The sequence below is a fragment of the Arthrobacter sp. Y3223164 genome, assembly GCF_059091005.1.
The window spans coordinates 33,061-42,760 of sequence record NZ_JBNHGF010000004.1 but is presented as its reverse complement, the minus strand read 5'-3'; the positions used below and the strand labels follow the sequence as shown (position 1 = coordinate 42,760).

Genomic DNA, 9,700 nt, shown 5'->3' with positions numbered 1-9,700 from the left:
GGCGCCGGCCGCAGCGTCACTGGCCTGGCGCTGCCCGCCCTGTTACGCGGCCGGGTCCCGGCCTTCAATCAGTTCGGGGGCCGAGAGCAGCCGGGGCGTGTTCTCCAGGGCCGCCGGGGCGGCGGGCTCCTCCAAGGACGTGCCGTCGAAGGCGTAGATCTTCCGCGCCGTCGGCAACACCCTTGATTCCAGCGTCCCCACAAACGAGTTGTAGCGCTCGACCGAGCTCTTGAGCGACGAGCCCAGCCGGGTGACATGATCGCCCAGCGTTCCGAGCCGCTCGTAGAGCTGGCGCGACAGGTCGAAGATCTCGCGTGCGTTGTCCTTGAGCACTTCCTGCCGCCAGGTAAAGGCCACCGACTTCAGCGTGGCCAGCAGCGAGACGGGGGAGACCAACGCAACGCTGCGGGCAAAGGCGTGGTCAAGCAGGCCGGGATCGGCATGCAGGGCGGCGGAGAGCACCGCCTCCGAGGGCAGGAAACAGAGCACCAACTCCGGGGAAGCCTGCAGGTTCTCCCAATACTTCCGCCCCGCCAGGGCGTCCACGTGCGCGCGCACCGCCTTGGCATGGGCGTTCAGCAGATCCACCCGTTGCTGCTGTTCGGCAGCCGATGCGGCCGCCGGAATTTCCTGGGCCTGCAGGTAGGCGCGCAGCGGGACCTTGGCATCCGCGACGATGGACTTTCCACCCGGCAGCCGGATGATCATGTCCGGACGGCCGGTCCGGTCCGCGCCGGCGAGGTGCACCTGCTCGTCAAAGTCCACCCGGGCGAGCATGCCGGCAGCTTCCACCACCCGGCGCAGCTGCACCTCGCCCCACTGGCCGCGGGCGGAATTCGACTGCAGCGCGGAGGCGAGCGTCTGCGTGGAACGCATCAGCGCCTCGTCGCTGCGCTGGGCTGCACGCAATTGTTCGGCCAACTGGCCGAACTGCTCCACCCGGTCCCGTTCCAGCAGGCTGACCTGCTGCTGGACGAGCTTGAGCTTCTCACCGACCGGGATCAGGGCGCGCAGCACGGTGTTCTCCTGCTCGTCCTGGGCGTAGAGCTGTGTATTCTGCTCGGCGAGCATCCGGCGCTCCGCCTCCACCCCGGCGAGGCGGGCCGAGAGCTCTGCCAGCCGGTCGCCGTCGTCCTTCGCGGCGTCCTGCAGATCCGCCAGCCGGCGGCGGAGAAGGACGGCCACGGCCGCGGCGCCGGCGGCGGCGCCCACGAACAGGGCCAGAAGGGCGAGAAGTACATGCGATGCATCCATACCTTCACCATGCCAGCCGCCTCGGACAAAATCCGGCACGCGGACCGATGTGTCCGGGCCACGGTATCCTTGACTACCGTGGCTCTAACTATTGGCATCGTCGGACTGCCCAACGTCGGCAAATCAACCCTCTTCAACGCACTGACCCGCAACAGCGTGCTCGCGGCAAACTACCCGTTCGCCACCATCGAGCCGAACGTCGGCGTGGTCTCGCTGCCGGATCCGCGGCTGGAGAAGCTGGCGGAGATCTTCGGGTCGCAGCGGATCCTGCCCGCGACCGTGTCCTTCGTGGACATTGCCGGCATCGTCAAGGGGGCTTCCGAGGGTGAGGGGCTGGGCAACCAGTTCCTGGCGAACATCCGCGAAGCGCAGGCGATCGCCCAAGTCATCCGTGTTTTCGACGACCCCGACGTGGTCCACGTGGACGGCAAGGTCGACCCGCGTTCGGACATGGAAACCATCAACACCGAGCTGATCCTGGCCGACCTGCAGACCTTGGAGAAGGCCCTCCCGCGGGTGGAGAAGGAAGTCAAGATCAAGAAGCGCGACGCTGCGGAGCTGGCCGCCCTGCAGGCGGCGCAGAAAGTCCTGGAGCGCGGCGACACCGTCTTTTCCTCCGTCGAGAGCGACAAACTGGACATGGAGAACCTCCGGGAACTGAGCCTGCTGACCGCCAAGCCGTTCATCTATGTGTTCAACGTCGACGACGCCGTGCTCGGCAGCCCCGAGCGGCAGGCCGAGCTGCGCGGGCTGGTAGCACCCGCCGACTGCGTGTTCCTGGATGCCAAGCTCGAAGCTGACCTCGTGGAGCTGGACGAGGAAGAGGCCCGCGAGATGCTCGAGATGAACGGCCAGGACGAGTCCGGGCTGGACCAGCTGGCGCGGGTGGGCTTCCACACGCTGGGCCTGCAGACCTATCTGACGGCCGGGCCGAAGGAAGCGCGCGCCTGGACCATTAACCGCGGCGACACCGCGCCGCAGGCGGCCGGCGTGATCCACTCGGACTTCCAGCGCGGTTTCATCAAGGCAGAGGTGGTTTCGTTTGCCGATCTGGTGGAGGCGGGGTCGATGGCCGAGGCCAAGGCCCGCGGCAAGGTGCGGATCGAAGGCAAGGACTACGTGATGGTCGACGGCGACGTGGTTGAGTTCCGCTTCAATGTCTGACGCTCTGCCGGCTTGCCCGGAGTGCCACGAGGCGTTCACCTACGAGCAGGGCGCATTGCTGGTTTGCCCGATGTGCGGGCACGAGTGGCCAAAAGACTCGGAGGAGGCCACGGCCGAGACCACGCCCGAGGCCGCTTCGATCAAGGATGCTGTTGGCAATGTGCTCGCCGATGGTGACACGGTCACGATCGTCAAGGACCTCAAGGTCAAGGGCGCCGGTGGCGGTGTGGTGAAGGTCGGCACGAAGGTGCGCGGCATCAGACTCATTGAGGATGGCGTGGGCGATCACGACATTGATGCGACCGTTCCCGGCTTTGGGCGGATGCAACTGAAGTCCAGCGTGGTGAAAAAGGTCCTCTGACCCGCGGCCATTCACAATGGACCAAGGTTTCGTCGTCGACGGGCCTGTCCACAATTGGATCATCGGAACCAGTCGATGCGTCGTCAACTGCGCTATCTGCGGCCGGGCCTCGGCGCCGGCCAACCTTTGGCGAGGAAACGGTCCGCCGCCCTGACACGCTTTTTAGTCGGGCTGCTTGCGCAGTACTGCCCAGGCTTGGAAACCGCCGATAAGGTCGGTCGCACGGGTCAGTCCCAGCCGCTGCAGGGTGTGCAGCGAGGCTGGAACTGTAGCCCTCATTGCAGACGACGACGATCCGCCGAGCGGGGTCGTCAGCGGTCGCGAGCCGGTGGGGGCTGGAAGGATCGAGCCGCCACTCGAGAACGTTTCGGTCAATAACGACCGCTCCCGGAAGATCACCGTCGCGGTCTCGCTGGTCGACCGGTCGTGTGTCAACGACAAGGGCGCCTGCTGCCACCTCCCGCTCCAGATCCGAAGCGTGAACACGCTCAAGCCCGATGCGGCTCTCAAGTAGCAATTGGTCGATCGTAAGAGTCCCGGGAGAATCGCTGGGATCTAAACTGCGTTGACGGGTCGCGGCGCCGTCGTCGGAGATATGACACTGCTTCACCGTTTTCCTCGCTTTGCCTGCTGATGGGCCGGTCGTTCCACTGTGAAGCGCAATAATGAGCTACTTTGGTCGTCATTTTCAAGGGGATGGAGGAAGCAAGCTCATCGTGTCCCCGCGGCCTTGCCTCGTTGGTCGCGAGCTATCGCGAAGGACTTGCAGGCTGGGTTCACCGAAAGAGGCTTCTACGCCGATATGGCGAAGTCAACCGAGAGGGACGTTCAGCGTGAGATCGAAAATGACCTGCCCACCGACGACGCTTTTGGTAAACCACCTCCGCTGCCAGTGTCATAGCTTTGCAGAAAGGTATGACAGTGACAGCGGCGCTAGATTGAACGCGGTTGAGTGGGCGGGCCAGCCGCGTTGGCCGTGGGGGTCCGCCTCCTTGAGCTGAAACGCTCGATCCGTCGCACCGGATGCCGGTTATGCCCTGAGTCGACACTTCTCGTCCTTCGACATCAAGACCGCGGATCCGCGCTTTGAGACGATCTCAACCTCGATTCGGTCGAGGTTGACCCGTTTGATGAGACAGACAGGGCGCGCCGGGCTTGTTTCGCTGTCACAGCCCGTCACTGCCTCCTGGTTGAACGGCTGTCGGGGTATCGGTGGGGGAGTATCGCGATGGGGACAGGCTATCGCGCGCATCTACGGCAAATACGCCCCCCAACGCGCAACTGGGATGTCTCAACCAATGAGATCGCCCGGCGGTCCGGCGTGGGTGTCGCTACCCTGTTCCGACGCTTCCCGACGCGGGATGATCTGGTGGCGGCCGCCTTCACAGAAAAGATGCATGCCTACTCCAAAGCGATCGACGAAGCCCTCGCAAACCCCGAACCGTGGGAAGGCTTCTGCACCTACATTGAGCGTGTCTGCCGGATGCAGGCGAACGATCGCAGCTTCGCAGATGTCCTGACCATGACCTTTCCGACAGCCAAGGCCTTCGAGGAAGAACGCGACCGGTCGGCCAACGCGCTGAGTGAACTGCTGGACCGCGCAAGGCAACAGGGAAACTGCGGCGGGACTTCGCCCACCAGGACGTGCCGCTCATTCTCATGGCCATCGCGGGCGTGGTCACGGCCACGCGGCGTGGTGGCGATCGGGGGCCACTGCGGCTGGCCTATGGACATTGAAAGGGGCAAGAACGGGGAACTGTACATTCTGCAGTGCCTGGCCGGAGACCGTCCAGTCCCGCAAGGCCGCGGGCATCTTATCACCGTCGTCCAACCCGGCGAGTTGAGGCGGGAATGCCGGCAAGACACCGGATTGGACGACGATGACCGCGCGTTACGGACGGGTGCCCGGGGTGCCCGTCATCAGGCGATGGTTTCCCGCCTGGCCTCTGTGGGGCTCATATCGAAGCGTTGGCGGAACGTCCGGGAAAAGTGCGACGCCGACGTGAAGCCTGAGCGCTCGGCGATCTCGGCGGCCGACATGAGGCGGCAATCAGGTGACGTGAGCATCGACCACGCCCACTTCAACCGACGGTGCTGGATCTCCTGGGCCACCGTTGAATTAACGGCGGCGAAGACGCGGCTCAAATGGCGCGCACTCAGGTTTAGGGCTGCAGCAATCTCGACCACGGACAGGTCCGGTGCACCGAGATGGTCATCGATATAGGCGATCGCCTCGCTGTAGTAGTCATTCGAAGTGTCACGATGCTTGCCGGACAACTGGCGCATTGCGCGCAGCGCATCACCCACAAAGAGGTCGCCGAAATCGTGCGGATCTATTCCGGCCGGCGGTTCGAACGCCCCTTGGAGGACATCCAGGAGACGGCGAGTAGCTTGGCTCTCCAGACTGCTCCCGGAGTGCCGCATGACCTTGAGTGACCGGAACGCATCCTCCATCCCGACGTCGGCCAGGAGGTATCGGGGGACCGTTGCCACAACAGCATGCATCCCCTCGGAAAACCCCAGCATGAACGGACTGTCGGAGTCGTACACCGCGACCTCGCCCTGCTTGACGAGCACCGGAGAGGTTCCGTTGAAGTGGAATGACTCGCCAGACAGGACGTAGGTGAACATCAACGATTCGCCCTGCATGCGCTGCGCCATGGCCGGGGTACGCTCCACGGTGTGCGCGTTGCCGGTGATGTCTGCCACCGACATGCCGTTAACGACGGCGCTGCGCATGGACCCCATGAGACCGGTGGTGGAGGGTGAGCCGGCTTTTAGGCCGATCAGGTGATTGCGGTTCTGAGCCTCCCACACGGCATTGCGCAGGTTGGGGGCGACATGGTGGGTACTGACGGTCTGGACCCCATGCTCATCCATGAACAATGCCGACTCCAAGGCGGAATCCACGTTGCGATTGCGGAGCAGGTGTGTCATAGGGCCGCCTTGTCCGGGTCCATGTCGGAATTGCTCAATGATACCGAAGCGAGCTGCGTCAACTCTTCATTGGAGTTCATCAGTTCCAGGATGTTGTGCGCATTGAGCTCGTCCCCTCGCAGCGAACCTCGAACCCGGCCGGCATGGAACACGATGACCTCGTGGCAGATGGCGGACAGTTCCAGGGGATCGGAGGAGACGACGACCTGGACGGCACCGGCTCGGGCCTGCTCCAGCATGACCGTGTAGATCTCGGTCTTGGCACCGACATCGATGCCGCGCGTGGGGTCGTCCAGGAGGATCACGGATGGGTCCGCTTCCAGCCATTTCGCGAAGACGACCTTCTGCTGATTCCCACCGGAGAGCGTGCCGACGTGCTGCTCCACCGAGGCTGTCTTGATCCCGAGCCGTTCCACGAGGACCCGCGCCCGTTCCCTGAGGGAGCCTGCCTGGACCAGGGTCCCGCGGCGGCCCAGTCCAATGTAGCCGACCTGGGCTATATTCTCCCACACCGGCTTGTCGAGCATGACGCCGTATCTTTTGCGGTCACCCGAGACAATCGCGACGCCCTGGCGAATGGTGTTTCGCAGGCCCTGGCCCAGCGCGCGACCGTCCGGGAGGCTGACCGTTCCGCGATCCTTGCGGACGACGCCGGCCGCGACGCCGAGCACTGTGCGGTGCCCGGCGCCGGCCACTCCCGCGAGTCCGATGATCGTCCCCCTCCGGGCCGAGAAGCTCACATCCTCGATTTCCCCGGCCACTGTGACTCCGGAGAACTCCAGCGCCCCCTCGTGTAGGTGGGCCGAGACGTTTGCCAGGGCTGCGGTTCGGCCCATCGCGGCAGCGGCCTTGTCGCCGAGCATCTGCGCCACGATCTTGTCGACGGTCAGGGTCGCGGCAGGGACGCTCGGCGCCGCCACCCGGCCGTCGCGCATGATGGTGACGGTGTCGCAGACATCCAGCACGTCTTCCAGGTGGTGGGAGACGTAGACGATGGACACGCCGCGGTCGGCCAGCCGGCGCAGCACCTGATGCAGCCGGTCGGTCGCCGACTCGTGCAGGGCCGACGTCGGCTCATCCAGGATCAGCACCCGGGGATCAGTGCACAGCGCCCGTGCGATCTCGAGGAGTTGACGCTGTTCCAATGGCAGGTCGCCGACTGCTTCGTCGAGATCCACGTCCAGGCCCAGCTCAGCCAGGACGGGAATGGCGCGTGCCCGCATTGCCCGTCGGTTAACCATCCCGAACCGGAGCATCTCCCTCATCGGGAAGAGGTTGGCCAGTGCATCCAGGTCCGGGAACAGGCTGAGCTCCTGGGAGACCACGGCGATCCCGCTCGACACGGCATCGGCGGAGTCCTCCGGCCTGCTCTCCCTATCGTCCAGCCGGACGGTACCCCCGTCTGGCCGCACCGCACCGACGAGCACCTTCACGAGAGTCGACTTCCCGGCACCGTTCTCTCCGAGCAGGGCGTGGATACTGCCCCTGTCGACCGACAGGTCGACGCCGGCCAAGGCCACAATCCCGCCGTAGCTCTTGCGGATTCCCTCTACCTTCAGCATGTCCTCGCTCCTTACTATCGGCTCTACGGCAGGTCGCGGATCTCAGGGTTCGAGTCAATGTCTTCGATCTGCGGGCGGAAGTACTCCAGCTTCTCCGCGTTGCTGCCCGCCTGGCGCTCGATGACCGCGGACACCTTGTCTTGGGTGATCACCTGCGTGGGAAGGACCCACCAGCCCTTCGTGAGCTCGCGCTCACCCAGGGCGTTCTCGATCAGGGCCCTCGTGGACATGTATCCCTTGAGGAAGTGCTGCGGGTCCGCCGAGGCGAAGTTCGTGCCATCGGCTACGGCTTCCAGACCGGCGTCGTTCAGGTCGAAGGCGCCGGTGAGCAAATTGCCGCCGTTCTCACGATTGATCCGGGCCAGGGACGCCAGGCCGGCGTCACCGGCGTCCATGAAGACCGTGGCGTCCTTGTTTGCATCGACCAAGTTCTTCCAGGCGCTCGAGTTGCCGGTCGGGTCAGGGGCAGACGCCACGGGGCCCACCACGGTGAAGTCCGGCAGGGCGGCCTCGAAGGCGTCCTTCATGCCCTGGGCGCGCAGGTCAAGCGTCGGCACTCCCGGGATCGGGCTCGCGACCACGGCACTACCCTTCGTGACGCCCTCTTCCTTGAGCAGGCGGATGGCTTCCTTGGCGAGAAGCTCGCCGGCGGCGACGTTGTCGTTGCCGAGGTGGGTGGTGACGTTGCTGCCCTCAAGGGCGGGGACGTCGACGGACACGACCGGGATGCCCTGCTTCACTGCGGTGGCCTGGGTGCGGATGAGGAGGTCCGGGGTCAGGCTCATGATGGCGATGCCGTCTGGGGCCGTGCGCATGGCGTCCTCCATCATGCGCACCTGAGCCTGTCCGTCCAGCGACGTGGGTGCCAGGAGCTGGACGTCGACGCCGAATTCCTCGGCCGCGGCCTCCGCCCCCTTGAGCATCTCCTGGGTGAAGTTCTGGCTCCCGTCGGCGCCGATGAAGGCCAGTCGGATCTCATCTGCTGTCTTGCTGCCGGCGACCTCGTGGCCGGCAGCCTGGCTGCCGCAGGCGGCCAGGGTCGTGGCGAGCACTGCGGCGATCGCCAGCGTACCGAAGCGGGCGCGCCGCGCCGTGAGTTTCGTGGTGCGGTTCATGGGGTTTCTCCTCAGGTGATATGTCATCCGGTCCTGCCGGGCGAACTGGTGGGGTGATGGGTGGACGTGGTGTGCCGGGTCAGAGGGCGGGCCGCGCGCTCCTGGCGCGGCGATTGCGGACGAAGGCGTCGAGCGTGACGGCGAGCAGGATCACGGCGCCGAGGGCGAACTGGTTCCACTGGATCGGGACCCGGAAGTAGGCCAGTCCAGTGGCGACGACGCCGAGGAGGATGGCACCGAGGGAGGCGCCAACGATCGTGGCACGGCCACCGGCGAGGGCGGTTCCGCCGATCACCGCCGCTGCAATGGCCTGCAGCTCATAGCCGGTGCCGGTGTTGGGGTCGGCTGATCCCAGGTACCCGACGCTCAGCACGCCGGCAAGGCCCCCGAGGAATCCGGTGAGGACGAATGCCTGGGTCCGGACACGGTGGACGGGGATGCCGCTGAAGGCAGCGGCTTCGGGATTCGATCCGATGGCCCGCACCCGGTAGCCGAACGTGGTGACCCGGAGCACGAGCGTCAGCACCACCACGACGGCGATGAGCACCAGCCCGGGAACAGGGACGCCCAGGACCGAGCCGCCGACGATCCGGGTGAAGGAGTGATCGAGCGGAGCGCCGAGGATCTGGCGGCCCTCGCTGAAGGCGAGGCCGAAGCCGCGGAAGAGAGCCAGGGTCGCGAGCGTTGCCACGATCGACGGCAGCCGGACGTACCGGATGAGCAGGGCATTGATGTACCCGAGCGCCGACCCCAAAGCGAGGGCCAGCACGGCGGCCATCCATGGATTCACCTCGGACTGGATGAGAATGGCGCACCCGAGTGCGGTCATCGCGAACATGGACCCCACGGACAGGTCGAGTTCGCGCATCGCGAGCAGGAACGCCATGCCACACGCCAGGATGCCGATGTACGCTGCATTCCCGAGGATCGACATCTGCTGGTCGAAGGCCAGGAAGCGTGGATGGAACGCACCGATCAAGAGGATCAGAACCACGATGGCGATCGCCACGCCCAGGTACTCCTGCCTGGCGATGGCGGACAGGATGCCTGAGCCGCGCTTTCCCCGAGAGGGGCGGTCCGGACTGCTGGTGCCGGACCGATCGGACCGGGCTTGATCAGACGTGGTCGCCGGTGGCGCGAGGACGCGGTCACCTTGCGAGTCGGCATGGATGATCTCCGTCATACTCTCTCCTTTGGGGCTGCGACCCCTGAACTACCGCAAAGGCGCCGGGTGGTCGGGGCGCTGCGAAAAGCGCCCTGAGATGTGACATACATCATGCTCAGGTGTGTCGGGTCGCTGGCCGGAG

At 65.4% G+C, this 9,700-nt stretch carries 7 protein-coding genes and 2 pseudogenes; 3 read left to right on the top strand and 6 right to left on the bottom strand.

Going from position 1 to position 9,700, the window contains the following annotated elements; genetic code table 11:
* Positions 1 to 42: 42 nt before the first annotated feature.
* Positions 43 to 1,254: a DNA recombination protein RmuC gene (locus AC5RUJ_RS00875; RefSeq protein ID WP_494128434.1), complete on the bottom strand. Its 1,212-nt coding sequence runs from the start codon at positions 1,252 to 1,254 to the stop codon at positions 43 to 45.
* Positions 1,255 to 1,332: 78 nt separating this feature from the next.
* Here AC5RUJ_RS00875 and ychF point away from each other — a divergent pair, with 78 nt between their 5' ends.
* Both ychF and AC5RUJ_RS00865 read left to right on the top strand, forming a co-directional pair.
* Entirely contained in the window at positions 1,333 to 2,418 is a 1,086-nt protein-coding gene (gene ychF, locus AC5RUJ_RS00870; protein ID WP_494000361.1) for a redox-regulated ATPase YchF, read from the top strand.
* Positions 2,411 to 2,779, top strand: coding sequence for a zinc ribbon domain-containing protein YjdM (locus AC5RUJ_RS00865; protein ID WP_494128433.1), 369 nt, complete (start codon positions 2,411 to 2,413; stop codon positions 2,777 to 2,779). Before ychF ends, AC5RUJ_RS00865 begins: the two co-directional genes overlap by 8 nt.
* A gap of 292 nt (positions 2,780 to 3,071) precedes the next feature.
* Here the strand turns inward: AC5RUJ_RS00865 and AC5RUJ_RS00860 are convergent.
* Positions 3,072 to 3,236 (bottom strand): annotated as a pseudogene (locus AC5RUJ_RS00860) (rhodanese-like domain-containing protein); the annotation flags it as partial.
* Between the two features lie 771 nt (positions 3,237 to 4,007).
* Here AC5RUJ_RS00860 and AC5RUJ_RS00855 point away from each other — a divergent pair.
* Positions 4,008 to 4,148: pseudogene (locus AC5RUJ_RS00855) on the top strand (helix-turn-helix domain-containing protein); the annotation flags it as partial.
* Positions 4,149 to 4,699: 551 nt separating this feature from the next.
* On the opposite strand, the gene AC5RUJ_RS00850 reads toward AC5RUJ_RS00855, so the two are convergent.
* From AC5RUJ_RS00850 to AC5RUJ_RS00835, 4 genes are all read right to left on the bottom strand, one after another.
* Positions 4,700 to 5,716 carry a helix-turn-helix domain-containing protein gene (locus tag AC5RUJ_RS00850; RefSeq protein ID WP_494128432.1) on the bottom strand — a complete coding sequence of 339 codons (1,017 nt, stop codon included), beginning with the start codon at positions 5,714 to 5,716 and terminating at the stop codon, positions 4,700 to 4,702.
* A complete protein-coding gene (locus AC5RUJ_RS00845) occupies positions 5,713 to 7,278 on the bottom strand; it encodes a sugar ABC transporter ATP-binding protein (RefSeq protein WP_494128431.1) in 1,566 nt (521 codons plus the stop codon). Before AC5RUJ_RS00845 ends, AC5RUJ_RS00850 begins: the two co-directional genes overlap by 4 nt.
* Before the next feature lie 23 nt (positions 7,279 to 7,301).
* Positions 7,302 to 8,393 (bottom strand): sugar ABC transporter substrate-binding protein, encoded by a 1,092-nt coding sequence (locus tag AC5RUJ_RS00840; RefSeq protein ID WP_494128430.1) that lies wholly within the window; start codon positions 8,391 to 8,393, stop codon positions 7,302 to 7,304.
* 79 nt (positions 8,394 to 8,472) lie between these two features.
* Positions 8,473 to 9,576: an ABC transporter permease gene (locus AC5RUJ_RS00835; protein ID WP_494128429.1), complete on the bottom strand. Its 1,104-nt coding sequence runs from the start codon at positions 9,574 to 9,576 to the stop codon at positions 8,473 to 8,475.
* Between the last annotated feature and the right edge of the window lie 124 nt (positions 9,577 to 9,700).